Genomic DNA, 24,248 nt, shown 5'->3' with positions numbered 1-24,248 from the left:
TTTTCGTTGAGCTCTGCGAAATGGCTCAGTTCTTTTTCTTGCTCATCTCGTCCGACAGCGACTCTTTCATCGCGTCCGTATCCACATCCGCGAGGGTACCTCCGGCTTCGAAATGCTCGATGAACAGCTTGCCGATGGTCCGGGTCGCGAGGTTGGAGAGCCCGGCCATGCCGACAAAGCCGACGCCGAGACCCCAGCCCGGAACGGATTTGAGGAAGGTGGTCACGACTCCGCTGGTGACGGCCCAGGGCGCGACGCCGCCGGCGATGGCGCTGAGAATGGTGCGGATCCAGCTTTCGGAGAACTTCACCCCGTAGAGCTTGCAGAGCGCCACCACCATGGCGACCTGGGTACCGGAGATCCCGGCGATGTCGGCGAACGGTATCGGCAGCACGCCGAAGGCCGAGGACCAGGCCGCATATTTCGAGACGATGGCCTGGGCCTGCTGGCGCTTCGCGGCAACATTGGCGACGACCGGTTCGGAGGCGACGGCTTCGGTTTCTGCAGTCATGGCAACACCTGCTGTGGTTGTTTGTGACGTGGACGACGAAGATGCTGCAGCCTTTTCCGGCTGCTTATCCGATGTTCTGGACGATGTCCGTGTGCTGCGCTTCGCAGCGGCACTCCGCGTTGCGGCCTTAGACGCGGCCGCAGCGGAAGATTTCTTCGCAGCGGTGGGTTTGGTTCCTGCTTTCGCGGTGCTCTTGCCTTCGCCGGGCTTGGCTGTCGCCGGTCGTGCCGTGGTGCGCCCGGCGGCTCTCGACGAGGTGCCCGGCCGCTGCGTGCGGCGAAGTTCCGGCAGTTTCTTGCTCATACGGCCTCGCTTGTCTTCCGTATTTTCGCGCGGCGCGACAGCAGTTTGTCGGTCTCGGCCGCGAATTCCGCAATTTCCGCAGCGGCTGCGCCACGGGGCTGGTAATAGCTCGGTGTGGTTCCCGCCAGAGCGGCTTCACCATAAGCGACCCGGGCCGGAAATTCCACATTCATGGGTTGCAGGCCGGCATCTTCCATCTGCCCCCGCATATGCCGTGCGATCACGCTGCCCCGGGTCGTCTGGTTGAGGATGAAGCGCACCGGCGCGGCACTGAGGCGCGCCACATGTTCCGCCGTATCGGCGGCCACCTGATAGTCGATCGGGGAGGGGCGCATTGGGATCAGCAGAAGATCGGCGCGGCGGATCGCTGCATCGGTCGCCTCCGACTGGAAGCCGGGCGTGTCGATGATAATGGAGTCGAACCCGTCCTTGAGAAAAGCGTCGATCTGTTTCTCGACGGTCTCGGGGCCGGCGGTGGCGGCTGTCAGGTCCGCCAGATCCTCGCCGGCCTCGATCCAGCGCACGAGCGTTCCGGCGGGATCGGCATCGATCAGCGCGACCCTTGCGCCTTTCTTGTGCCAATAGGCGCCAAGGCACATCGCTGACGTGCTCTTGCCGCTTCCGCCTTTCATGGTGACGAAGGAAATGATCTTCGCTGGCACCCGGCCTCCCTCGGGATGTTTGCCTATCCCTGGAGTTACTCGATGTAAAACTCAAGAATTGCAGAAGTTTAGCAGGCGATGCGATAGGTTGTCAGAATATTTTGCGACAAGGTGTCGCGACCGAAAGCGGAGGCAAGCGACGGAATGACAGGTCTTTCCGTGCCCACGTCATCCTGGCCTTTCCCGGAAACCGGCCTGCCGGTCGCCATGGCCGAGGCCGCCTTCGAACACCGGATCTCGGCGCCGGCCGATTTCGCCGCAGCGGGTATCCCGATGCCGCCGGAGCTGGCCGAGGCGGTGCCGATGCGCCGGGCGGCCCATCTCGCGGGACGGGTCTGCGCCCGGGAGGCCCTGCGCGCCTGCGGAGCGCCCGGGAGTCTCGTCGGACGCGACCGGTCGGGCGCGCCGGTCTGGCCCGCCGGATACCGGGGAGCGATCACGCATGCGGCGAAAGTGGCCGCCGCGGCGGCGATCCGCGCCGATGCCTGCCGGGGGCTCGGCCTCGACTTCGAAATCAGCATGACCGGCGAGGCCGCGGCGGAGATCTCCGATCTCGTTCTGCGCCCCGCCGACCTGCGCGGGATTGCAAGCCTGACGGGACTCTCTTTCGAAGAGGGCGCGACGCTTGTCTTCTCGCTGAAGGAAAGCCTCTACAAGGCCATCGCGCCCCTGCTCGGGACGTTCGCCGGGTTCGAGGACGCGGAGCTTGCCGGGATCGCAGACGGTCGCGCCCGCCTCCGCCTGGTGCGACGGCTGTCGGACGACCTGCAACCGGGCACCGAGGTGGACTGCGTCTATGCGCTGTCGGGCGGTCTCGTCCGCACGCTGGCCGTGCTTGCCTAGTCCGCCGCGTCGAGCCGGGAGAGGACCTTGCCGGCGATCTCCCGGTAGTCGAGATCCTCGCTGACTTCGGGGCCGAGCCCGAGCGCGCCCATGCGGGCCTGCCATTCCACCGTCGCGCGCGCCATGTCCGGTGCGAAGCCGAGATCGGCGACGGTCTTCACCACCTCGCGCATCTCCGCCGCCCGCCGGATGCCATGGGCGAGAGAGCGTTCGAAATCGTAGGACGCGCGGAAGCGCCAGTCGATCTCCGGGTTGCTCGCCTGCAGCGAGGAGAGCACCTCGTCATCGACTCCGGCACGGACGGCGGCGAGCACGCATTCGGCGGTCAGCGCCTCCATGCCCTTCATCATGATCGAGCGGATCATCTTGATCGAGGAGGCCGAGCCGACCGGACCCTCGACGATCCGCGGTGCCATCGGCAGGGCTTCGAGCAAAGGCTTCACGGTCTCTGCATGGGGCCCCGCGATCAGCAGCGGCGCCATGTTCCTTTTCGGGTAGACCGGCGCCATGACCGCGACGTCGACATAGCGCGCGCCGGCGGCCTCGACGGTCTCGGCGGCGCTCTTCTTCGTCGAGGGCGCGCAGGAATTGAGATCGAGCCAGAGCGCCCCGGGCTTCAGATGCGGCGCGCAGCCGCCGGCCGCGATCGCCGCCTGATCCGCCGTGACGGTGCAGAAGACCAGATCCGCGTCCTGCACCGCCTCCGCCGCGCTCATCCGTCCTGCGACGCCGAACTCCTGGTAGCGCGAGAGCATGGCGGGGCGCGCCGCTTCGTCGTCGGTCTTGATGTCGAAGACGCGGATGTCCGGCACGTCTTTCCAGCCGCTGACGATGGCGCTGCCGGCTTCGCCGAAGCCGATGAAGACAATTCTCTGGTCCATGGAATCCGATCCGTCTGGTGGGACCTGCATTCTGGCAGGCGAAAGCGGATCCGTCGAACCTCTTGCTGCGGAATCTCCTCCGTCAGCTCGCCAGATGGCTGGAGAAATGCGCCACCGTCCGCTCCCACGCGATCTTCGCCTGCGCCTCGTCGTAGCGCGGCGTCGAGTTGTTGTGGAAGCCGTGCCTGGTGCCCGGATAGACATGCATCTCGTAGTCCACGCCGTTCGCCTTCAGCGCCGCCTCGTAGCCGTCCTTGCCGGCATTCACCCGCGGGTCGTCCTCGGCATACTGGATCAGCATCGCCGCCTTGATCTTCGCGACGCCGGCATCCTCCGGCGCCCGTCCGTAGAACGGCACGCCGGCGGCGAGGTCCGCGCCCATCTTGACCGCGAGCCAGTTCACCACGCCGCCGCCGAAACAGAAGCCGGTGGCACCGAGCCTGCCGTTGGAGAGCTCGTGATCCTTGAGGAAATTCGCGCCGTTCAGCAGGTCGACCATCAGCTTGTCCCGGTCGAGGCTGCGCTGCATGACCTTGCCATCGTCGTCATTGCCCGGATAGCCGCCGAGCGGCCAGAGCCCGTCCGGCGCGAAGGCGAGGAACCCGGCGATCGCCGCGCGCCGCGCCACGTCCTCGATATAGGGATTGAGACCCCGGTTCTCGTGCACCACCAGGACCGCCGGAAACGGCCCGTCGCCGGCCGGCCGCACCAGATAGCCGCGCATCTCCTCCGCGCCGTTGCCGCCGGGCGAGTCGTAGAGCTCGTAGGTCGCCCTGATGCGCGGGTCGGTGAAGGAAATGGTCTGCGCCGCGGCGTATTTCGGCAGCAGCGCCTCTGCCATCGCGAGCCCGGAACCGCCGACCACGGCGATGGTCGCCGCCCGGCTCAGAAACTCGCGCCGCTCCATCGCGGAGTGGCAGTACTGGTCGTAGAGTTCGTAGATCTTCGGATCGATATCGCGTTCGTTCAGGTCCCTGCCTCCCTCCGGCCAGTGGTGTTTATTTGAGGGAGATAGTGTGCGGCGGGAGACGGGAAAGAGCGAGAGGCATTAACAGCGGTAACGAACTTTGCTGAATTTGCGAGCTGAACTTCCTATATGCGCCAAATGTCGAGGCGAAAACCAGTCGTAGGAAAATGTCATCTTTGCGGTGATACCGCTCGACTCACTTTCGAGCATGTCCCGCCTCGGGCAGCATACAACGGCTATCGAGTGCTTGAGGCCGACATCAAGAAAATCCTTCATGGCGACCTGAGAAGTGAACTGGACAACCCGTCCGGTCGAGTCGTTCAGGGAGGAGTTGGCAAGCACACGCTATGTCGTAGCTGTAATAACAATACGGGTAGCTGGTACGGGCCCGCTTATGTGGATTTCGTCAAATCGCTCTACACTCTCATGTGGCGCTTGCCTGACGGAGTTCCCGGGACCCTCATTGTGCCGGCACGACCCGTTGAAGTCCTGAAACAAATTTTGGCAATGTTTTGTAGTGCTGGACCGCCCGAGTTCGCGGAAAAGAATCCTGACCTCGTTAGGTTCATTCTCAATAGGGACGCTAGGGTGTTGCCGGATAGATTCAGAGTTTTTATGGGTGTTTACGATGTGCAAAACTCCCGTGCGGCTAGGAGTTCGGCTTTAACTGGCTTGCTCAATCTAGACGGCGAAAAGGGAAAGATTTTTTCAGAGATTTGTTTTCCTCCGTTTAATCTCGTCTTGTGTATAGATTCTCCGCCGCCTGATAAAAGGCTGTTTGAAATTACGTGGTTTAAAAACTTCACATTTGGTGTTGAGGCTGAGGTCACTCTCCATTTGTTTAGACTTCCGGTGGTGTCGCACTTCCCAGCTGACTACAGGAGTTCAGGGCAGATATGGAACAAGCCGACGGATCCATAATCGTGTAATGGGTGGATTGGTAGCGCGGGTCTTCTGCAACTCTATCTAAGAAACTTGAGGAAACATAATGACCCACACCATCCATATCCTGAACGGCCCGAACCTGAACAAGCTCGGCAAGCGGGAGCCGACGATCTACGGGCGGACGACGCTGGAGCAGGTCGAGGGTTGGTGTCGGGAGGCGGCGCGTGGGCCGATCGAGTTCAGGCAGAGCAACCACGAAGGCACGCTGATCGACATGATCCACGAGGCCGAGGACGCGGCGGACGGGCTGATCATCAATCCGGCGGGCCTCAGCTTCCAGTCGGTGCCGCTCCTCGACGCGCTGAAGATTTTCGAGGGGCCGAAAATCGAGCTGCATATTTCCAACATCCATGCCCGTGACGCGCTGCACCGGCACTCGATCATGTCCCCGGCGGTGACCGCCGTGATCTGCGGTCTCGGGCCGAGGGGCTATGTGACGGCGCTCGGCGCGATGTACGACCTGCTGGAGGCGGCGGACTAGGGCCTCAGAGCGGCCCGAGATCGCGCGACCAGGCTTCCAGCACCTGCATGCCGAAGGGATGCGGCGCTTCGGCGGGGCCGCGGTCATGCACCTCGCTCAGCCCGATGCGTTTCGCCGCCAGCCGCTTGCCGTAGCAGAGCAGGTGGTCGATCCCGGTCATCAGGAAGTGCAGCAGCGGCAGCACCTCGCGGAACAGCGCCTCGGCCTCCGCATGGCTGCCCGCCTGCCAGAGCTCGAAGATCCGGCTCTCGATATCGCAGCACTCGACGCCGGGGATGCAGCCGGTGCAGCCGGCGCGGAGATCGTCGATCAGGGTCATGCCGTTGCGGCCGTTCAGCAGCTCGAAGCGGCCGGCCGCGTCCTCGGCCAGTTTGCCGATATAGAGCGCGGGGCCCTCGGCCTTCAGGATGGAGACGTTCGGGTGCCGGCGGCTGAGCTCGATCAGGCCCGCATTCGAAAGCCCGATGCCGATATATTCCGGCGCGTTCTGGATTCCGACCGGGACCGGGGAGGCGTCGGCGACAGCGCCGAAGAAGTCGATCAGCGCGGCTTCCGACGCGGTCTTGACCGGCGGCGGCTGCAGCACGACCCAGGCGGCGCCGAGATTCGCCGCGTGGCGGACGCCCTCGATCTGGCCTTCCACGGTATTGTCGCTGATCGTCACACTGACCGGACGGCGCCCGACCGTCATCTCCAGCGTCCATTCCACATGCCGCCGGCGCTCGGCGACGGTCAGCTTGTTGCACTCGCTGGCCAGTCCGCCGACCGCGAGCCCGTGCACGCCCGCGCGCAGGCAGGCTTCGATCTGCGCCTCGTGCGCGCCCTTGTCGAGTTTGCCGTCCGCGCCGAACAGCGCGTAGAGCATCGGATAGATGCCTGTTGCCGTTTCTGTCATCGCCCCCTCCCAAGTCTGTTTTCCGGAATTCTGGGTGGGGGCGGGTCATGTGGCAAGGCTGGAAGCCGGGAGACGGACAACTGAGCTTGCGGACTCCGATCTGCCGCTCCTATTCGTTCCGGATCAGTGGTTCCGTTCTACGATCGGGAATTTCCTGGTCGGCAGTGCCGGTGAGTGTTGACTTGCGGGGGGCTTTGTCGAAGGGTCCCCTTTTCCAGGTTTAATGGGCAGTCGGAAGAGGGACCGACGGCGTCACAGGCGCCGCGGCGCGCACGACGACAGCGTAGCCGGACTGTCACAGATGGAGGGACCGGAATGACCATCAGGACGATTTTCACCGGACTTGCACTCGGAGCGGCGATGCTGACAGCCGCGGCCATGCCGTCTCACGCCGCCGACAGCGTGAAGATCGGCGACATGAACAGCTATACGCGGCTGCCGGCCTTCACCGTGCCCTACAAGAAGGGCCTCGACCTCGCGGTCGAGCATATCAATGCCAAGGGCGGCGTGCTCGGGGGGCGGATGATCGAGGTGGTCTCGCGCGACGATCTCGGCAAACCGGCCGAGGCGGTGAAAATCGCCGAAGAGATGTTCACACGCGACGGCGTGGCGCTGGTCTCCGGCAACCTCTTCAGCCATGTCGGTCTCGCGCTCGCCTCCTATGCCAAGCAGAAGAAGCAGCTCTACCTCGCCTCCGAGCCGCTGGCCGACGCGCTGGTCTGGGCGAAAGGCAACCGCTACACCTTCCGGCTCCGTCCCTCGACCTACATGCAGGCGGCGATGCTGGCGGAAGAGGCGGCGAAGACCGGCGCCAAGCGCTGGGCGACGATCGCGCCGAACTATGCCTACGGCAAGGAGGCGGTCGCCGCGTTCAAGCAGGTGCTGACCAGGCTCGTGCCCGATGTCGAGTTCGTCGCCGAGCAGTGGCCGGCGCTGTTCAAGATCGACGCCGCCGCGGAGGCCCAGGCGCTCGCCGCGGCCAATCCGGAGGCGATCTACAACGTCACCTTCGGCTCCGACCTCGCCAAGTTCGTACGCGAGGGCTCGCTCCGGAACCTGTTCGACGGCAAGACCGTGCTCGGCCTGCTCGGCGGGGAGCCGGAATATCTCGATCCGCTGAAGGACGAGGCGCCGGAAGGCTGGATCGTCACCGGCTATCCCTGGTATGCGATCGACACGCCGGAGCACACGGCGTTCAGGGAAGCCTACGAGGTGCGCTGGGGCGACTATCCGCGCAACGGCTCGCTGGTCGGCTATAACACCATGCTCTCCATCGCCGCCGCGCTGGAAAAGGCCGGCAGCACAGAGACCGAGGCGCTGGTCGAGGCCTTCAAGGGGCTCGAGGTCGAGACGCCGGTCGGCGAGATCACCTACCGGGCGATCGATCATCAGTCGACCATGGGCGCGTTCGTCGGCAAGACGGCGGTCAAGGACGGCAAGGGCGTGATGGTGGACTGGACCTATCGCGACGGAGCAGACTACCTGCCGTCCGACGACGAGGTGCGTGCGCTCCGTCCGGCGGAATAGCGCTCGCGCGCGGCGATCGGGGAAAATTCGATGGGGCTCCTGGTTGCCCAGCTTCTGGCCGGGCTGGCGAACGCGGCGGCCCTGTTCCTTGTGGCCTCGGGACTCTCGCTGATCTTCGGCGTGACCCGGATCGTCAATTTTGCCCATGGCTCGCTTTATATGCTGGGCGCCTATTGCGGCTATACGGCGCTGCAATATCTGACCGGGCCGCTCGGATTCTGGGTTGCGGCACTGGCCGCGGCCGCTGCGGTGGGCCTCTTCGGCCTGCTGGTCGAGAGCGTCATCCTGCGGCGCCTCTACAGGGCGCCGGAACTGTTCCAGCTGGTCGCGACCTTCGGCGTCGTGCTGGTGGTGCAGGACCTGACCCTGATGCTGTGGGGGCCGGAGGATCTGCTCGGCCCGCGTGCGCCCGGACTTGACGGCGCGGTCATGCTGCTCGGCCAGCCGGTTCCGGAATACGATCTCGCCCTGATCGCGGTGGCGCCGCTGGTGCTGATCGGCCTCTGGCTGCTGATGACCAGGACACGGGCCGGGATCCTGATCCGGGCGGCGACGCAGGACCGGGAAATGGTCGGAGCGCTCGGCATCAACCAGTCTTTGCTGTTCAGCGGCGTGTTCTTTCTTGGTGCGGCGCTTGCCGGGCTGGGCGGCGCGCTGCAGCTGCCGAAGGGCGGGGCCGACCTGACGCTGGATCTCGGCGTCCTCGCGCCCGTCTTCGTTGTCGTCGTGATCGGCGGGATGGGCTCGATCGGCGGCGCTTTCCTCGCCGCCGTGCTGATCTCCGTCGTCAATGTCTTCGGCGTGCTCTATCTGCCGGAAAGCACCCTGGTGCTGATGTATGTCGTCATGGCCGTCGTCCTCCTGATCCGTCCGCACGGCCTGTTCGGGCGCGCCGAACTGCAGGCGGGGCCGCCCGCGACCGGGATTCCGGACCGGCCGCTGGCACCGCTCGGGCCGCGCGGGCGGACGGCGGCGCTTGCCCTCTTCGGGCTGCTCGTCGCGTTGCCGCTCATGGGCAGCGACTTCGCGCTGGTGCTTGCGACGGACATCGTGGTCCTCGCGCTCTTTGCCGCGAGCCTGCATTTCATGCTCTCGCTCGGCGGGCTGATCTCCTTCGGCCACGCGGCCCTTTTCGGCGGTGGCGCCTATGCGGCGGCCCTTGCGGTCACCTACGCGCAAACCCCGATGGAACTGGCACTGCTTCTGGCGCCGCTTGCCGGAGCCTGGCTCGCTTTCGCCATCGGCTGGTTCTGCCTGCGGCTGAAAGGGGTGTATTTCGCCATGCTGACTCTCGCCTTCGCCCAGTTGCTCTGGTCTCTGGCCTTCCAGTGGACCGAGGTGACCGGCGGCGATGACGGGCTGATCGGAATCTGGCCCGCGGCCTGGGCCTCGGACGGCACGGTCTATTACTACCTCACGCTCGCCCTCGGCGGCGGCGGCGTGCTGGTGTTGCGCCATCTCGCCCACTCGCCCTTCGGCTACGCGCTTCGGGCGGCGAGGGATTCAGAAAGGCGGGCCCGCGTTTCCGGCATCCGGGTCGAACGGGTGCGGCTCGCGGCGATGGTGGTCGCCGGCACCATGGCCGGGCTGGCGGGCGGGCTCTTCGTCTTCTCCAAGGGCAGCATCTTCCCGAGCGCGCTGGAGATCGCGCGTTCCTTCGATGCGCTGATCATGGTCTTCCTCGGCGGCGTCAATGCGCTCGGCGGACCGGCCGTGGGTGCGGCGGCGCTGACCCTGCTGCAGGACTGGCTCTCCCGCCTCGAGAGCTGGCGCCTGTTGCTCGGCCTGACCGTCATCGCCATCGTGCTCGTGGCGCCGACCGGGCTCGCCGGCCTCGCCGGGCGCCTCGTCCGGCGCCGGGAGGCCCCATGAGCCCGGTTCTCGAAGTGCGCGGTCTCTGCAAGGCCTTTGGCGGCGTCCATGCGGTGGAGGATCTCCATTTCGATCTCCACGCGGGCGAGCGTCTCGCCCTGATCGGTCCGAACGGCGCCGGCAAGTCGACCTCGTTCCAGATGCTCATGGGCGAGCTTCGGCCCGATGCGGGAACCGCCCGCTTCGAGGGTGTCGATCTTGTCGGGCGCGACCCCCGCGAGATCTGGTCACTCGGTGTCGGCCGCACCTTCCAGATAACCTCTGTCTTCGCCTCCATGAGTGTGGTGGAAAACGTGCAGACCGCGCTCCAGGCGCAGAACGGTGAGAGCTTCGATCCGTTCCGCCGGGCCCGTGACCGGCGGCGCGAAGAGGCCATGTCCCTGCTGGAACGCGTCGGAATGGCGGCGCAGGCGGACCGTCCTGCCAGCGTGCTCGCCTACGGCGACGTGAAGCGTCTCGAGTTCGCCATCGCGCTGGCCGGCGCTCCGCGCCTGCTGCTGATGGACGAGCCGACCGCCGGGATGGCGCCGAAGGAGCGCCACGCGCTGATGGATCTCGTCTCCGGCACCGTCGCCGAGCGCGGCATAAGCGTGCTCTTCACCGAGCACGATATGGACGTGGTGTTCGGCCATGCCGACCGGATCATGGTGCTCGACCGGGGGCGGCTGATCGCCGACGGCGCACCGGACGCCGTCCGCGCGGATGCGAAGGTGCGCAGCGTCTATCTCGGCTCCGCCGCGGAGACCGGACATGCTTGAGCTCGACGCGGTCAACAGCTTCTACGGCAAGGCGCATATCCTGTTCGACGTTTCCTTCTCGGTCGGCAGGGGTGAGGCGGTGGCCCTGCTCGGCCGGAACGGAGCTGGCAAGTCGACTGTGCTGAAATCGGTCCTCCAGCTCGTCCGGCCGGAGAGCGGCAAGGTGCTCTTCGAGGGGCGCGACATCACGAAATTGCCGCCGCACCGGATCGCCCGCATGGGGCTCGGCTACGTACCTGAGGAGCGCCGGATCTTCGCCGACCTGACGGTAAGCGAGAATCTGGAGGTCGGCCGCCAGCCCCCGCGCGACGGGCTCCCGATCTGGACGCCGGAGCGACTGTTCGAGCTCTTTCCCAATCTTGCCGAGCGCCGCAATGCCATCGGCGGCACGCTTTCCGGGGGAGAACAGCAGATGCTGACCATCGCCCGCACCCTGATGGGCAATCCGCGCCTCCTGCTTCTGGACGAGCCTTCGGAAGGCATTGCGCCGGTGGTGGTTGAACAGATGGCCGGGGCGATCCGGCGTCTGAAGAACGCTGGCGTGACGGTGCTGCTTTCGGAGCAGAATCTGCGCTTTGCCCGCACCGTCTCCGACCGCGCGCTGATCATCGACAGCGGGCATATCCGCTTCGATGGCAGCTTCGCCGCGCTCGACACCGATGCAGGGATCTCCTCGAGCTATCTCGCTGTGTGATCTTTGTGCCGGTGGCGGTGCCAGGATTTGTGCGCCTCCTCGATCATCAGCAGGAGCAGGGAGACGCCGAGCAGAAGCAGCCACTCGGAAACCGCAACCGGCCGAAGCGACAGTACATCCTGGATCCACGGGATGTGCGTCGCCCCGATATGCAGGGCCTGTGCGGCCGGCACCGCGAGAATGAGAAAAGGGTTGCCCCAGAAACGAATCCGGAACAGGGAGCGCGTCTCCGAGCGGCTGGAAAGGGCGTGGATGTTGCCGAACAGGATCATCAGCATCAGCGTGAGGTTGCGGGCCTCCTCCGCGCTCCTGCCGCCCGATATCAGCCACTCGAAGACGGCGAAGGCAAGCAGCCCCATTGCCGTGCCGGTCACCAGCACATGGCCGACGATGCGCCGGTCGAAGATCGGCTCGTCCGGGCGCCGGGGCGGGCGCTTGAGCTCGTTCCCCTCTTTCGGCTCGAAGGCGAGGGCGACGTCCTGCAGGCCGTTGGCAATGAGATTGAGCCAGAGCAGCTGGACTGCGGTGAGCGGCATCGGCAGGCCGGCGAGCACGGTGAGGAAGAACAGCAGCAGGGCCGAGAATCCGGTCGCGACCAGCAGGGCGATGACCTTGCGGATATTGCCGTATACGACGCGCCCCTGCTCGACCCCGGCGACGATCGAGGCGAAGCGGTCGTCCGCGATGATCAGGTCCGCCGCCTCCTTGGCGACGTCGGTGCCGCGCTTGCCCATGGCGACGCCGACATTGGCGCGGCGCATCGCGGGGGCGTCGTTCACCCCGTCCCCGGTGACGGCGACGAAATGGCCGGCACGCATCAGTGAGTCGACAATCTGTTGCTTCTGCAGGGGCTCGATCCGGGCGAAAACCCGCGCCGGTTTCACAAGGGAGTCGAGCGCATCCGGTCCTTCCTGCTCGGCCTTGCGCAGGACACTGCCGGTCACGACGTCGCCGGAGAGGTTCCGGATGCCGAGATTGCGGGCGATTGCGCCGGCCGTCGCCGGGTGATCCCCCGTGATCATCGCGACCTCGATCCCGGCCGCACGGCATCTCTCGACGGCATCCTTCGCGTCCGGTCGAATCGGATCGATCATCGCGACCTGACCGAGAAATGTGAGTTCCGAAAGTTGGTTGAGCGCGCCGGTGATGCGGTTGGTTTCGCGTCGCGCGAGCGCGATTACGCGATACCCCTGCCGCGCCAGTTCCACGGCCTGGACCTCGATGGCGGCGCGGTCGACCGGAACCACCCCCTCGTGGGTCAGCATGTGACTCGACATCGCGGCGAGCTTTTCCGGGCTGCCCTTCACATGCAGGCAGGCGCCGGCGCCGAGTCGGGTCAGGCTGCCGGACAGCGCGCGCTCCGACTCGTACGGGATCATCTCCAGTTGTGCCTGTTCGGCGCGCGCCTGGCGCAGCGAGAGGCCGAGCTTCTTTGCGAGGACAAGGAAGGCGACATCGACGATATCGCCTTCCGAGACCCATTCACCGCCCGCATAGTCGAGACAGCTCTCGTTGGCGAAGACACCCGTCAGGCAGATGTCGCGCAGGCGGTGATGCTGTTCCGGCGAACCGACGCTCCCGGGACCGACGCCGGAGCCGCTGACCTCGAACTCGGAACCGCCGGGCAGCACGATCTTCGTGATGGTGAGCTCGTTGACGGTGAGCGTGCCGGTCTTGTCGGAGCAGATGAAGGTGCAGGAACCGAGGGACTCGACCGCGACCAGCTTTCGGATGATCACATGGAGCTTCGCCATCCGCCCCATGCCGATGGCAAGCGCGACAGTCAGGGCCGCCGGCAGACCTTCCGGAATGGCGGACACGGCGAGGCCGATCGCCATCATCGCCATCTCGCGGGTGTCGTAGCCGCCCACCTGGAACATCAGCAGGATCAAAGCGAGGATCGAGAGACCGATGCCGGCCGCCACTTTGTAGGTGAAGCGGCGGATCCGGATCATCAGGGGCGGCTCGGAGCGCCGTCCGGTTCCGATTTCCCGGGCAATCGAGCCGATCTGGGTGGAAAGCCCCGTTGCCGTCACCGTGCCGACGGCACGGCCGTGGGTCACCACGGTGCCGGCGAAGCACATATCGACCCGTTCCGTGATCGGGGCGTTTTCCGCCATTTGCGCGCCGGCATTCTTGGTGACGGCCAGGGACTCTCCGGTCAGGGCGGACTCGTCGATCGCGAGACTGCGCGCGGTGCCAAGCCTGATATCGGCCGGCACCTTGTCGCCGGAGGCGAGCAGGACCAGGTCGCCCGGAACCACGGCCTCGATGTCGATGTTCTGGTCCGCACCGTCGCGGCGCACCCGCGCCGAACCACGGACCATCTTGCGAAGCGCCGAAGCGGATTTCTGGGCCGCGTATTCCTGCGCCGTGCCGATGACCGCATTGATCAGCAGAACCACGAGGATGAAGACCGTGCTCGGGACCTGTCCGATGGCCAGAGAGGCAAGCGCGGCGATGATCAGGATATAAATGAAAGGACTGAGAAACTGCCGGGCGAAGAGGGCGAGAGGTCCGGACAGTCTTGGTTCGGGTAGGCGGTTCGGACCGAACTCGGAAAGACGCCGTGCGGCTTCCGCGGAGGTCAGTCCGTTGGCATTTTCGCAGTCCACGTCAGCTGTCTCCGGCGATGTCGCATGGCCGCGGCCACCTTATACCGCGCCGCACAATCGGCGGAATTGACCTGGCGCAATTGCCTGCTCGGCTGGAAGAACGTGTCGCTCTATTAGCGGGAGCCGGCGACCTTCAGGTCGTCGAGCGCATTCCTGAGGTAGCCAACGCGCGCTGCCGGCAGCCAGACGGAGACCGTGGTTCCAACGTCCACTTCACTTTCCAGGGTGAGGCTGCCGCCGTGCAGTTCCACCATCATCTGAGCCAGTGGCAAGCCGAGGCCGGTGCCGCTCTGCGAGGCCGTGATTTCGTCGTCGAGCCGCTCGAAAGCGGTCAGGGCCTTCGGTATCTGATCGGACGGAATGCCGCGCCCGGTATCTGAAATATGGAACTCGATACCACCCTTGCGGAAATCGCCATGACGCGGCCTGAGAGACACGATCGCTTTCACGACCCCGCCCGACGGCGTGTACTTGACCGCGTTGCCGAGCAGGTTCAGCAGCACCTGCTTCATCTTTGTCGCATCGACATCCAGTACCAGTTCCGGGTCAACCTCGGAGCGCTGCAGCTCGATGCCGCGCTCGTCCGCCAGAGGCTTCACCAGCCGAACCGCCTCGGTAACGAGAGCGTCGACGCCGACGATCTCTTCCTCCAGCGAGTCCTGACCGGCCTCGATCCGGGCGATGTCCAGCAGTTCGTTGATGATCTTCAGAAGGTGACGGCCGCTCTCGCGGATATCGACCGAGAATTCCCGATAGCGCTCGTTCTCAAGCTTGCCGAGCGTGCCGTGCGCCATGATGTCGGAGAAACCGATGATGGCATTCAGCGGCGTGCGCAATTCGTGGCTCATCGCGCGCAGGAAGCGGGTCTTCGAGCTGTTGGCGAATTCGGCGGCCTTCTTGGCGATCTCGAGCTCGCGGGTCCGTTCGCGAACTCGGTCCTCGAGGTCCCGGTTGAGGTCACCGAGATCGGCTTCCGAGCGGCGCAGCTCCTCATTGACGGAGCGTAGAGTCAACTCGCGCTGACGCTCGCGTTCTACCATCGTGTTGTAGGCTTGGACGACCAGTCCCATCTCGTCGCGGCTCTGCCAGTTCACGGTCTGCAGTTCGCCGCAGTCCGAGGATTCGCGGATGGTTGTGAGCAGGCGTTTGAGGGGGCGGTCGACAAGAAAGTAGAACCCTACGACGACGGCGATCAGCGCTGCCAGGAAGGCAACGGCGATGGCCGCCGCACCGGCGGTGTATTCAAACCGGCGTGTTTCCGTCAGTTCCCTGTCCGTGAACATGACCCGCAATGACCACAGTCCGTCCTTGGAGGCGGGGATGCTGATCTCGAGTCCCTCGAGATTCTCCGGACACCCCTGCGAAGACGGCAGCGCCATAGCCGGCGCCGCGTCACCTCTTGCAAGTTCGGCGCAGAGAAAGGCGCGGTCGGCGGCCAGCGGCGACAACAGATCGCGGGCCAGGAAAGGTTTGTCGTATGCCGCGTGACGGTCGACGGCGAGGGCCGTGCGGGCGGTCAGATTGCCGATCCGGCTTGCGAGAAGCTCCTCGTCGGCGAGCGAAGAGGTGAAGAGAAGCAACCAGATCCCCGGTACGATCAGCGCAAGAAAGGTCACGCTGACAATCGTCAGCAGCTTGACCTTCAGCACTCTTGGGAATGGCGGATTCGCGCCCATGCCGGCTTACCTGTATTCCATGCGCTTCCCGACTACTGGAGCCGTTTCACCTTTCCGGACTTCATCAGGTTGGCCACCAGCCCGTGGTTCGATACCGCGGTGTGAAAGACGACGTATTCGTTCGCTTTGCGCGCCATAAAGTAGTCGATGTGGAGGTCCTTGCCGGTATCGTCGCGAAAATCGAAACAAAGGACGTAGTGCTCTCCCATTGACAGGATAATCGGATGCGCGGTCACCGGATGGATCTTGCGGACCTCGCCGGCTTCCGTGTCGAGGTATAGAATGGCGCCATCGACCGAGATCTCATCCACATGACGCTGCATGGCGGCCTGAAGGGCGACCTTTTCGGAAAGGCTCTGAGCCTGCGTATGACCGGTCGAAGCGACAAGTGCGGCGAGGATGAAAAGGCCGAGTGCGAAAGGTTGAAATCTGAACATGCTTCTCTCGTCTGAACGGGATAATTCTCCTCTTCTATCATTGAGAAAATAAAGAACCGGTTAATTCTGGAACATTGGTTCAATTACATAAAATGCCCTACATATCTATTGGTGATCCGGCCCTGTATTTCGCTCTCCGGGATTATTCTTGCGCCGATTGACTGTGCGCGCCGACCGGATAGTCTCCTGACCCTGACATGTCCCGTCCCCAGACCTCCGGGTTTTCATGCTCACATTCGCAACGGCGATCTTCTTTCTCATCATCACGCCCGGAATCGGGGTCTTGACGACGGCCGGCGTCGGGGCCGGGTACGGTTTCGGCTCGGGCATCCGGTTCCTGATCGGGCTTTTCATCGGTACCAATGCGGTGGCCATTTTTGTGGTTACCGGGGTCGCCGCCATCGTGCTGGCCAACCCGATCCTCGGACCGGTGCTGCTCTACGCATCGGTGGCTTACCTGCTCTATCTGGCCTTCAGGATCGGCTGGGCAGGCTCGAAGGTCGCCTTTGTCGAGCGGCAGACGCCGCCCGGGGGCGTCGGCGGATTCCTGCTGCAACTGATCAATCCGAAGGCCTATGCCGTCAATACCACCTTGTTCTCGGGCTTCCATTTCATGCCCGGGAACTTGAGCATGGAACTTGCGCTGAAATTCCTGATCATCAACGCGATCTGGATCCCGGTGCATCTGATCTGGCTCTGGGCCGGAGTCTCGCTGAAGCGACTGGACCTGTCGGAGCGCAGCCAGTCCCTGATAAACAAGGGCATGGCGCTGTCCATGCTGATCGTTGTCGGACTCGCGGCGATGAAGGGCTGACAACGAAGGGAGGCAAGAATGAGCGGAACTGTGGCAGGGGCTCCGGAGGTCGGTTACGACCTGCCGGCGGTGGTCGGCATGTCCGAGGCCGAGATTGAAACGCCCTGTCTGGTCATCGATCTTGACGCCTTCGAGGGCAATCTCCGCCAGATGGGCGAGTTCTGCGCCGGGATGGGGGTGAAACTCCGGGCGCACGGCAAGATGCACAAGTCGGCCGACATCGCCCGCAGGCAGATCGAGATCGGCGGTGCAACGGGGATATGCTGCCAGAAAGCCTCCGAGGCCGAGGCCTTCGCCCGCGGCGGCATCACCGACATCCTCGTCACCAACCAGGTGCGCAGCCCGCGCATGATCGACCGGCTCGCGCGGCTCGCTGGTGAGGTGTCGCTCGGCGTCTGCGTCGACGACCTCGACAATGTCGCCGAGCTTTCCTCGGCGGCGGTCCGACACGGCAGTGAGATTTCCGTATTGGTCGAGATTGATTGCGGCGCCGGCCGTTGCGGCGTCGAGCCGGGCGCGCCGGCGGTCGAACTTGCGCGCGCGGCGGAAGACGCAGCGGGACTGCGCTTTTCCGGCATCCAAGCCTACCATGGCGCGGCACAGCATGTCCGCGACTTCGCGGACCGGAAGGCGCGGATCGAGGCCGCGATCGATCTGGCACGGAAAACCCGGGACGCGATCCTTGCGGCAGGCCTCGCCTGTCCGACGGTCACGGGGGCGGGGACCGGAAGCTACATGTTCGAAGGCAGTTCCGGAGTCTATACCGAGCTCCAATGCGGCTCCTACGCGTTCATGGACGCGGATTATCAGAAGGTCCGCGATGCAGGCGGCGCGCCGATCTCTGAATTCCGCAACGCATTCTTCCTGCTGACCTCGATCATGAGCACGGCAAAACCGGGCCAGGCGGTCTGCGATGCCGGGCTCAAGGTGCAGAGTATCGATTCCGGCCTGCCGGTGATCTTCGGGCGGGACGATATCGAATACGTCAACTGCTCCGACGAGCACGGCGTGATCCGGGACCCAGGAAACACCCTCGCCGCGAGCGAGAAACTCCGACTGGTGCCGGGGCATTGCGATCCGACCTGCAACATCCACGACTGGTATGTCGGGATACGGGACGGCAAGGTCGAATGTCTCTGGCCGGTGACGGCGCGCGGCAAGGCCTACTGAGCTGGATCAGGCGCCCACGTAGAAGGCCCTGTTGTCGGCAAAATGCTGGTCGAGTGCGCCTTTCAGGGCGCGGAGCCGGGCCGTGGTCTTCTGGTCCGTGCGGTACAGAATCCAGATGCTGCGGTCGTCGATCAGGCGCGCGCCGGGCACCCGGACCAATCCGTCCTGACAGTCGCCGAGAAAACACGGCAGCAGGGTGAGGTACGGGCCATGGCGCGCAATCTCGATCTGGCTGCGATGTTCCGGACATTTATGCGCCGTGGTATGGCCGGTGACCCCGGTGTCCTCCGTCCAACTGACGCTTTCGTCTTCCTTGTCCCATCCGAGCCAGCGAACCGCGCCGGGACCGGATCGGAGCAGGTCGCAGGTCTCCCGGGCGGCATAGACGGTCTTGCGATACTGCAGGACGCGTTGACCGATGGCGTCGTCGTCGACTTCGAAGGCGAGGCGGACCGAAAGATCGGCCTCAAGATCGGCGAAGCGGGTGAAGCGGTCGGTGATTTCCAGCTCGAGCTCGATTTCCGGATGCTGTTCTGAGAAGCGAGCGAGCGCCGCGCCGAGGCCGGCCGGGCACAGCGCGAAGGGGACGCTGACGCGGATCGGACCCCGCAGTTCCGCATCGCGCCCGGCCGCCGCATGTGTCGCGGCGCGGAAGGCGCGTTCCATCTCGGCGGCGTGTCGTGCGAGCGCTTCCCCCGTTTCTGTCGGCACCAGGCCGCGCCGCGTGCGCCCAAACAGCCGCGAATCGAGCGCCGCCTCGATCTGGTTCAGGCGCTGCAAGACCGTCCCGTGATTGACCGACAGGCTGCGCGCCGCACCCCTGAGCGAGCCGGATCTGGAAATCGCCAGGACGAAGCGCAGATCGTCCCAGTCAATGGATGGATTTTTAACCATACTGTTCAGAATTATCCGGCTTTGGTTCGAATAAATAAACAAATATCGTCCGCTCCTGTTGATGGCCGGCACGGCGCGCCGGACAAGTGGAGGGAACGGAACGTGGAGGCTCGGACTGTCCTTGACCGGATCGGCGATTCGCCAATGGTCGAGCTGCAAAAAGTCGTGCCACAAGGTGCAGGACGCGTACTGCTCAAGATCGAGAGCGAGAACCCGACCGGGTCGATGAAGGATCGCATGGCGCTCGCCATGGTGGAGGCGGCGGAACGCGACGGCCGGCTATCGCCCGGCGGATCGGTCGTCGAATATACCGGCGGCAGCACCGGCGTGTCTCTCGCCCTGGTCTGCGCGGTGAAGGGCTATCCGCTGCACATCGTCACCTCCGATGCCTTCAGCCTCGAGAAGCGGCGGCACATGGAGGCGCTCGGCGCGACACTGACCGTGGTGCCCAGCGACAACGGAGCGATGGACGCGGCGCTGACCCGCGCGATGATCGCCGAAGCGGACCGGATCCAGCGCGAGACGGCCGCCTTATGGACCGACCAGCTCAACAATGCCGACCAGCTTTCGGCCTACCGCACGATGGGCAGGGAGATCTGGCAACAGACCGGCCGCCGGATCGACGCCTTCGTCCAGACGACGGGGACGGCGGCCTCGGCGCGCGGGATTTCGGAATTCCTGAAGGAGCGTGGCAGGGACATCCGTACGATCGCCATAGAGCCCGCCGAGTCCGCGGTGCTGTCCGGCGGGCAATCGGGAAAACACCGGATCGAGGGTGTCGGGGCGGGATTCGTGGTCCCGCTTTGGGACCCGGAGCCGATCGACGAGATTGCGACCGTGAGCACCGGAGAGGCAATGGCTATGTCCCGCCGTCTCGCGCGCGAGGAGGGGCTCTTCGCCGGGACCTCGACCGGGGCAAATGTCGTTGCAGCCCTGCGCGAGGCCGAGCGTCTGGGACCGGACTCCATCGTTGTCACCATCATGTGCGACAGTGGGGTCAAGTATCTGAGTACCGAGCTCTACAATGGAGAGGCGCGGGATGCCGATTGAGAGTTTTGCCGAGATCAGGCGGCGGGCCGAGGCCCGGCATGGCGGCGCGGCCGCCTTGGACAAGCGTATTGCCGAAGGCGTGCGGCCCGGCGACCCGGCGGCCTTGTCCGACGACCGTATCCTCTCGGAGATGGCAAAGCGGGTCTTCCAGGCCGGTTTCTCCTGGAAAGTGATCGAGCGCAAATGGTCCGGGATCGAGGAGGCGTTCGAGCAGTTCGACATCGCGGTCAATGTGGAACTGAGCGCCGCACGCCTCGCGTCCCTGATGGCCGACGAACGCATCGTCCGCAACAAGGCGAAGATCCTCGCCGTCAGGGACAATGCGCTGCTGGTGGAGCAGATGGCGGCGCTCGACGGCAGCGCCGGGCGGTTCCTTGCCAATTGGGACCGTGCCGACCAGGCGGGGCTGATGGACTATCTGAAACGGCACGGCAACCGGCTTGGCGGCGCGACCGGGCAGTATTTTCTGCGCTTCATCGGTTGGGACGGCTTCATCCTCTCGAAAGATGTCGTTGCCGCCTTGGGGCATGCCGGCGTGATCGACGGTCCCGCAGGTTCGAAATCGGCCTTGGCGAAGATCCAGGCCGCTTTCAACGGATGGGAGGCAGAAACCGGTCTGCCCCGCGCCGCGATCAGCAGGACGCTCGCGCTTTCGGTCGGGTAGGCGCTCGCATGACCGATGCTAGCTCTGCGGGACAGGCTCGAACTCGAACCCTAGATTGGCCCTCAAAGCCTTCGTTTCGGCCTTCGTAGTCCCGTGCATGTAGCACGAAGGAAAAATGAAAAAGTCGCCGGTCTCCGGAACGACTTCGTGGAAGGGCGTGGATTGGATCAGGTTGTGCTTACCGAACTGCAGCTTCGTGCGGCTCTCGGCAGGGACTTGGAAATAATATGTCATGACAAAAGTTGCGTTGGAGTGCAGATGCGGCGGGTGGAACCCATCGCTCCTCGTCGCGGCGGCAAAAAGCCGCTGTCGCGCGATCTCGCGTACACGATATCGCGGGTAGCCGAGCCGCAGAATGGTCGAGACATAGTCTTCGTAGATCTCGGATGCCGTTGCCTTGAGGGCAATGATCTCCGGTAGGTCCGTCGGGATATCCTGATCGGTGATGATCAGTTTATTCTCGCCGGCGATATCCAGATGCTCACGCGGGTTCTCGGTATAGCCGATTTCCTGGCAGAGTTCGGTCAGCTTCTTGTTGATCTCGTCGATTCGGAAGCCGCCGATCTTGCCGTACCGGTAATGTTTTATGTACTGGCTGGAGAAAATCGCGTCCCACGAGCGGTCGTTCGGATAGAGTGAGCGCCAGAGAGCGTGGGCATCGACAAGGCTGTACAGGTTTTCCGACGAGAACGGCTCAGTCTCCTTATGACTGTTTTTTGCCAGTTCCATCGCCTGTTCATATTGCTTGTCGAATATGAGTCTTGCGAAGTTTTCTCTGTCATAGCCCTGCATTGGGATTACTCACGCGAGACTTTGTGATGGCAGCCGCCGGCAGCCTATGGTGCTTGCGGCAAGGTAAGGGCGGCGATCTGCATTGCCAAGCCCGGGCGGCGCGCGGAATTGAACCGTGCCGCCCGGCCTCCGGTCCCAGATTGTACTCGGCCAGCATAATGTCTTCGCTACTTTGCGATAAGCTTTTTCCCGGTGTTCATCGGCGCGGATCATCTGCAAGCTGCGCCCGAAATTCTGATCACGCGAAGGAACTGAAATGAAGATCGGGTTCATCGGACTGGGAAATGTCGGGGCGAAGCTGGCGGGCAGCCTGCTCCGGAACGGTGCCGAACTGACGGTGCGCGACCTTGACGCGGCGAACATGCAGCCCTTTCTGGAGAAAGGCGCCGCTGCGGGCGAAAGTCCGAAGGCCATGGCGGAAGCGTGCGACATCGTCATCACCTGTCTGCCGAGCCCCGCGGTCTCTGCCGCGGTGATGGAGGCCGAGGACGGCATCCTTGCCGGCCTCGCGCCGGGAAAGATCTGGGCGGAGATGTCGACCACCCATGCCGGCGAGGTGAAGCGGCTCGGCGCGCTGGTCGCGGAGAAAGGCGCAGAGGCGGTCGATTGCCCAGTCTCCGGCGGTTGTCACCGGGCGGCGACCGGCAATATCGCGATCCTTGCCGGCTGCGGGCGGCCCACCTTCGAGAAGATCCTGCCTGTCCTGACCATGATGGGCCGCCGCGTGCTCCATACCGGCGATCTCGGCACCGCATCGGTGCTGAAGGTCATGACAAACTATCTCGCCACGGCCAATCTGGTGACGCTCTGCGAGGCTCTTGCGACTTCGAAAGCGGCCGGGATGGATCTCAACACCACGTTCGAGGCGATCCGCATTTCCTCCGGCAACTCCTTCGTCCATGAGACCGAGAGCCAGGTGATCCTGAACGGCTCGCGTGACATCAGCTTCACCATGGATCTGGTGCTGAAGGATGTCGGGCTGTTTCAGGAGATCGCGGAGAAAAACGGCGTTCCGCTGGAGGTCTCGCCGTTGCTCTGCGACATCTTCCGTGACGGCATCTCCCGCTTTGGTCCGCGCGAGCTCTCGCCCAACATCATCAGGCGACTGGAGGAGGCGACCGGCCTCGACATCACCGCCCCCGGCTTCCCGCCTGAGATGGTGGATGACGAGCCGGAAGCGCCGGGCTATGAAATCGTACCCCCGGGGCGCCCGTAGGGGACGCTCGCGAGGGGAAACCTGCAGCCGGGAGGGGAGCCATGCTGGACCGACGCGCATTCTTCATCGACGGAAGCTGGGTGTCGCCGATCGACGGCCAGGATTTCGAGGTCGTGAACCCGGCGACGGAAGCGGCCGTGGCGGTGATCTCGCTCGGTGGCGCCGAGGACGTGGACTATGCCGTCCGCGCCGCGCGGGACGCGTTCGAGATGTGGAGCGAGTCCGCGGTCTCCGAACGCATCGATCTGCTGCGCCGGGCGCGCGAGATCTATCTCCGCCGCCGGGACGAGTTCGCCGACGCGATGACGCTGGAGATGGGCGCGCCGCGCGACTTTTCCCGGGAAAGTCAGGCGCCCTGCGGCGATACCCTTCTCGCGTCGGCCATCGAGGCTCTGGAGGCGCATGCCTTTGAACGACCGAGCCTGCGCGGCGGCAGCACGCTGCGCGACGAGGCGGCCGGTGTTGCCGGGCTGATCACGCCCTGGAACTGGCCGGTCAATCAGGTCATGGCCAAGGTCGCCTCGGCGCTCGCCGCCGGTTGCACCATGGTGCTGAAACCGAGCGAGTACGCGCCGCTCTCGGCGGGCATGGTGGCGGAGGTCCTGGCCGAGGCCGGTTGCCCGCCCGGCGTCTTCAACCTGGTGCATGGCGACGGCTTCTGCACCGGCGCCGCGCTCTCGGCCCATCCCGGGATCGACTTGCTCTCCTTCACCGGCTCGACCCGCGCCGGAACCGAGGTGATGAAGGCGGCGGCGGACGGTATCCGACGGGTCGCGCTGGAACTCGGCGGCAAGAGCCCGAACATCCTCTTCGCCGATGCCGATCTCGACGGCGCGCTGCGCTTCAGCGTCGAGAACTGCTTCTCCAACAGCGGCCAGTCCTGCGACGCGCCGACCCGCCTGCTGGTCGAGAAGAGCGTCTATGACGAGGCGGTCACCATGGCCGGACGCTTTGCCGCGGACGTGACGGTCGGCGATCCGCAGCGGCCGGGCGACCATATCGGACCGCTGGTGAACAGGATCCAGTTCGAACGCGTGCAGGAGCATATCCGCAAGGGGATCGAGGAGGGTGCGCGCGTGGTGACCGGCGGGCTCGGCAAGCCGCACGGGTTCGAGACGGGCTACTTCGTCAAGCCGACGATCTTCGCCGATGTGGACAACGACATGCATATCGCGCGCAACGAGATCTTCGGCCCGGTGCTGGTGATGATCCCGTTCGACGGCGAGGACGAGGCGGTCGCCATCGGCAACGACACGGAGTACGGTCTCGCCGCCTATATCCAGACCTCGGACGAGGCGCGGGCCCAGCGCGTCGCGCGCCGGCTGCGGGCGGGCAACGTCTATATCAACGGAAATTACGGCGACACGGACGTACCCTTCGGAGGCTACAAGCAATCCGGCATCGGCCGCGAGAACGGGCCGTTCGGCCTGGCGGAGTTCCTGGAGACGAAGGCGATCACGGGGTAGGGAGTGCGTCGAATTCGTCGTTTCTGGACGCCGTCATCCGGGACCTCGATCCGGGATCTTTCGTCGGAACCGTCTCGATGTTCGACAAGGTCCCGGCACCGCGGCCGGGATGACG

Annotated in this window: 23 protein-coding genes; 13 read left to right on the top strand and 10 right to left on the bottom strand. The window is 64.6% G+C overall.

Going from position 1 to position 24,248, the window contains the following annotated elements; genetic code table 11:
- Positions 1–25: 25 nt before the first annotated feature.
- Positions 26–511, bottom strand: coding sequence for a YcjF family protein (locus ACOOE1_RS11275; protein WP_420402293.1), 486 nt, complete (start codon positions 509–511; stop codon positions 26–28).
- Positions 512–810: 299 nt separating this feature from the next.
- Positions 811–1,476, bottom strand: coding sequence for an AAA family ATPase (locus tag ACOOE1_RS11270; RefSeq protein WP_420402292.1), 666 nt, complete (start codon positions 1,474–1,476; stop codon positions 811–813).
- A 144-nt stretch (positions 1,477–1,620) separates the two neighbouring features.
- On the opposite strand from ACOOE1_RS11270, the gene ACOOE1_RS11265 reads away from it, so the two are divergent.
- Positions 1,621–2,319, top strand: coding sequence for a 4'-phosphopantetheinyl transferase family protein (locus tag ACOOE1_RS11265; RefSeq protein WP_420402291.1), 699 nt, complete (start codon positions 1,621–1,623; stop codon positions 2,317–2,319).
- On the opposite strand, the gene ACOOE1_RS11260 is transcribed toward ACOOE1_RS11265, so the two are convergent.
- Both ACOOE1_RS11260 and ACOOE1_RS11255 read right to left on the bottom strand, forming a co-directional pair.
- Positions 2,316–3,200: a DUF1932 domain-containing protein gene (locus ACOOE1_RS11260; protein ID WP_420402290.1), complete on the bottom strand. Its 885-nt coding sequence runs from the start codon at positions 3,198–3,200 to the stop codon at positions 2,316–2,318. The two genes, ACOOE1_RS11265 and ACOOE1_RS11260, sit on opposite strands and share 4 nt — an antisense overlap.
- Positions 3,201–3,282: 82 nt before the next feature.
- Positions 3,283–4,170, bottom strand: a complete 888-nt coding sequence (locus tag ACOOE1_RS11255; protein WP_420406424.1) for a dienelactone hydrolase family protein — start codon at positions 4,168–4,170, stop codon at positions 3,283–3,285.
- A gap of 240 nt (positions 4,171–4,410) precedes the next feature.
- Here ACOOE1_RS11255 and ACOOE1_RS11250 point away from each other — a divergent pair, with 240 nt between their 5' ends.
- Positions 4,411–5,088: a hypothetical protein gene (locus ACOOE1_RS11250; RefSeq protein WP_420402289.1), complete on the top strand. Its 678-nt coding sequence runs from the start codon at positions 4,411–4,413 to the stop codon at positions 5,086–5,088.
- A 67-nt stretch (positions 5,089–5,155) separates the two neighbouring features.
- Complete coding sequence (locus ACOOE1_RS11245; RefSeq protein WP_420402288.1) at positions 5,156–5,593, top strand: type II 3-dehydroquinate dehydratase; 438 nt, start codon at positions 5,156–5,158, stop codon at positions 5,591–5,593.
- Positions 5,594–5,597: 4 nt separating this feature from the next.
- Here the strand turns inward: ACOOE1_RS11245 and ACOOE1_RS11240 are convergent, their stop codons facing one another.
- On the bottom strand, positions 5,598–6,488 hold the full coding sequence (locus ACOOE1_RS11240; RefSeq protein WP_420402287.1) for a dihydrodipicolinate synthase family protein: 891 nt from the start codon (positions 6,486–6,488) through the stop codon (positions 5,598–5,600).
- A gap of 315 nt (positions 6,489–6,803) precedes the next feature.
- Between ACOOE1_RS11240 and ACOOE1_RS11235 the strand changes: the two genes are divergently transcribed.
- The 4 genes from ACOOE1_RS11235 to ACOOE1_RS11220 are packed head-to-tail and all read left to right on the top strand — an operon-like array spanning position 6,804 to position 11,339.
- Entirely contained in the window at positions 6,804–8,015 is a 1,212-nt protein-coding gene (locus tag ACOOE1_RS11235; protein WP_420402286.1) for an ABC transporter substrate-binding protein, read from the top strand.
- Positions 8,016–8,045: 30 nt separating this feature from the next.
- Positions 8,046–9,887, top strand: a complete 1,842-nt coding sequence (locus ACOOE1_RS11230) for an ABC transporter permease (protein ID WP_420402285.1) — start codon at positions 8,046–8,048, stop codon at positions 9,885–9,887.
- Positions 9,884–10,645 carry an ABC transporter ATP-binding protein gene (locus ACOOE1_RS11225; RefSeq protein ID WP_420402284.1) on the top strand — a complete coding sequence of 254 codons (762 nt, stop codon included), beginning with the start codon at positions 9,884–9,886 and terminating at the stop codon, positions 10,643–10,645. Before ACOOE1_RS11230 ends, ACOOE1_RS11225 begins: the two co-directional genes overlap by 4 nt.
- Positions 10,638–11,339 carry an ABC transporter ATP-binding protein gene (locus ACOOE1_RS11220; RefSeq protein ID WP_420402283.1) on the top strand — a complete coding sequence of 234 codons (702 nt, stop codon included), beginning with the start codon at positions 10,638–10,640 and terminating at the stop codon, positions 11,337–11,339. Before ACOOE1_RS11225 ends, ACOOE1_RS11220 begins: the two co-directional genes overlap by 8 nt.
- Here ACOOE1_RS11220 and ACOOE1_RS11215 read toward each other — a convergent pair.
- The 3 genes from ACOOE1_RS11215 to ACOOE1_RS11205 all read right to left on the bottom strand — a co-directional run bounded on the left by ACOOE1_RS11215 (position 11,324) and on the right by ACOOE1_RS11205 (position 16,067).
- Positions 11,324–13,954, bottom strand: coding sequence for a cation-translocating P-type ATPase (locus ACOOE1_RS11215; RefSeq protein WP_420402282.1), 2,631 nt, complete (start codon positions 13,952–13,954; stop codon positions 11,324–11,326). The genes ACOOE1_RS11220 and ACOOE1_RS11215 overlap by 16 nt on opposite strands.
- Positions 13,955–14,067: 113 nt before the next feature.
- Positions 14,068–15,630, bottom strand: a complete 1,563-nt coding sequence (locus ACOOE1_RS11210) for an ATP-binding protein (RefSeq protein ID WP_420402281.1) — start codon at positions 15,628–15,630, stop codon at positions 14,068–14,070.
- Between the two features lie 32 nt (positions 15,631–15,662).
- On the bottom strand, positions 15,663–16,067 hold the full coding sequence (locus ACOOE1_RS11205) for a hypothetical protein (protein ID WP_420402280.1): 405 nt from the start codon (positions 16,065–16,067) through the stop codon (positions 15,663–15,665).
- 226 nt (positions 16,068–16,293) lie between these two features.
- On the opposite strand from ACOOE1_RS11205, the gene ACOOE1_RS11200 reads away from it, so the two are divergent.
- Both ACOOE1_RS11200 and ACOOE1_RS11195 read left to right on the top strand, forming a co-directional pair.
- Positions 16,294–16,881 (top strand): LysE family translocator, encoded by a 588-nt coding sequence (locus ACOOE1_RS11200; protein ID WP_420402279.1) that lies wholly within the window; start codon positions 16,294–16,296, stop codon positions 16,879–16,881.
- An 18-nt stretch (positions 16,882–16,899) separates the two neighbouring features.
- A complete protein-coding gene (locus ACOOE1_RS11195; protein ID WP_420402278.1) occupies positions 16,900–18,051 on the top strand; it encodes a DSD1 family PLP-dependent enzyme in 1,152 nt (383 codons plus the stop codon).
- 6 nt (positions 18,052–18,057) lie between these two features.
- On the opposite strand, the gene ACOOE1_RS11190 is transcribed toward ACOOE1_RS11195, so the two are convergent.
- The gene (locus ACOOE1_RS11190; RefSeq protein WP_420402277.1) at positions 18,058–18,945 is read right to left on the bottom strand and encodes a LysR family transcriptional regulator; all 888 of its coding nucleotides are present in this window, start codon (positions 18,943–18,945) and stop codon (positions 18,058–18,060) included.
- Here ACOOE1_RS11190 and ACOOE1_RS11185 point away from each other — a divergent pair.
- Both ACOOE1_RS11185 and ACOOE1_RS11180 read left to right on the top strand, forming a co-directional pair.
- The gene (locus tag ACOOE1_RS11185; RefSeq protein WP_420402276.1) at positions 18,841–19,995 is read left to right on the top strand and encodes a PLP-dependent cysteine synthase family protein; all 1,155 of its coding nucleotides are present in this window, start codon (positions 18,841–18,843) and stop codon (positions 19,993–19,995) included. The genes ACOOE1_RS11190 and ACOOE1_RS11185 overlap by 105 nt on opposite strands.
- Positions 19,985–20,659 carry a DNA-3-methyladenine glycosylase I gene (locus ACOOE1_RS11180; protein WP_420402275.1) on the top strand — a complete coding sequence of 225 codons (675 nt, stop codon included), beginning with the start codon at positions 19,985–19,987 and terminating at the stop codon, positions 20,657–20,659. Before ACOOE1_RS11185 ends, ACOOE1_RS11180 begins: the two co-directional genes overlap by 11 nt.
- Before the next feature lie 18 nt (positions 20,660–20,677).
- Here the strand turns inward: ACOOE1_RS11180 and ACOOE1_RS11175 are convergent, their stop codons facing one another.
- Positions 20,678–21,451, bottom strand: coding sequence for a putative 2OG-Fe(II) oxygenase (locus tag ACOOE1_RS11175; RefSeq protein ID WP_420402274.1), 774 nt, complete (start codon positions 21,449–21,451; stop codon positions 20,678–20,680).
- A 256-nt stretch (positions 21,452–21,707) separates the two neighbouring features.
- Between ACOOE1_RS11175 and ACOOE1_RS11170 the strand changes: the two genes are divergently transcribed.
- On the top strand, positions 21,708–22,667 hold the full coding sequence (locus ACOOE1_RS11170; RefSeq protein WP_420402273.1) for an NAD(P)-dependent oxidoreductase: 960 nt from the start codon (positions 21,708–21,710) through the stop codon (positions 22,665–22,667).
- 41 nt (positions 22,668–22,708) lie between these two features.
- Positions 22,709–24,133, top strand: coding sequence for an aldehyde dehydrogenase family protein (locus ACOOE1_RS11165; protein WP_420402272.1), 1,425 nt, complete (start codon positions 22,709–22,711; stop codon positions 24,131–24,133).
- Positions 24,134–24,248 lie beyond the last annotated feature (115 nt).

The sequence above is a fragment of the Nisaea sp. genome (assembly GCF_965216895.1).
Taxonomy (GTDB): domain Bacteria; phylum Pseudomonadota; class Alphaproteobacteria; order Thalassobaculales; family Thalassobaculaceae; genus Nisaea.
This window is presented reverse-complemented; position numbering and strand designations above follow the sequence as displayed.